The organism is Gluconobacter potus (assembly GCF_015244705.1).
GTDB classification, from domain to species: Bacteria; Pseudomonadota; Alphaproteobacteria; order Acetobacterales; family Acetobacteraceae; genus Gluconobacter; species Gluconobacter potus.
On record NZ_JABCQF010000059.1, the window covers coordinates 1 to 792 of the forward strand.

General features: G+C 59.1%; 1 protein-coding gene. It reads left to right on the top strand.

Translation table 11 applies throughout. The features are described 5' to 3' along the window. Positions 1–95: 95 nt before the first annotated feature. Positions 96–792: NAD(P)-dependent oxidoreductase (locus HKD31_RS15940; RefSeq protein WP_194265714.1), on the top strand; the 697-nt coding region annotated here is incomplete at its 3' end.

Sequence of the window (792 nt, forward strand, 5' to 3'; positions counted from 1 at the left end):
AGCAGACCTGCGGAAAGGTCTTTGGAGATGGACAAGAGGGGGCTTTATGCCATCATCCGGCGAGTTCTGTTCCCTGACTGTGGAAAATAAATCGCATGAGCCTGTGTTTCATTACCCAACAGATCCATCCTGATGCCGTAACATGTCTGAATGATGCCGGGATCAGAACCCGCTATGCCACAGCACCTACAATGGAGGCCGTTATTCGTGAAGTCGGGGATGCTGATGCGGTCATCACGCGGGATCTGGGGTTCAGTGAAGACGCGCTGGAGGCTGCGCCGAACCTGAAAATCATTTCATGCCATGGCTCGGGAACGAACCGGATTGCCAAGGCTGCGGCGGCGGCGCGTGGGGTTCTGGTCACGAATGCGCCTAATACCAACAGTCGGTCCGTTGCGGAAATGACCATAGGGCTTCTGCTGGCGGTTGTCCGCCGCATCTGCGAAGCAGATCGTGCCGTACGGGAAGGGAACTGGGAGTTCCGTTATACGGGGCCAGGTCTGGAACTGCATACGCGGACGCTCGGGCTGGTCGGTTTCGGCGCCATTGCCCGGCATGTTGCGCAGATTGCGGGGCAGGGCCTGGGCATGAAGGTCATGGCCTGGTCCCCGAGTGTTCCGGCAGACGTTTTCAGGGCTGCAGGTGTGGAACGGGCGGAAAGCCTTGATGATCTTCTGGTTGCGTCCGATGTCCTCTCCCTGCATCGCCCGGCACAGGGAAGTGGTCGTCCCACGATTGACGCTTCGGCCCTGTCGCGCCTGAAGCAGGGGGCGATCCTCATCAATACCAGTC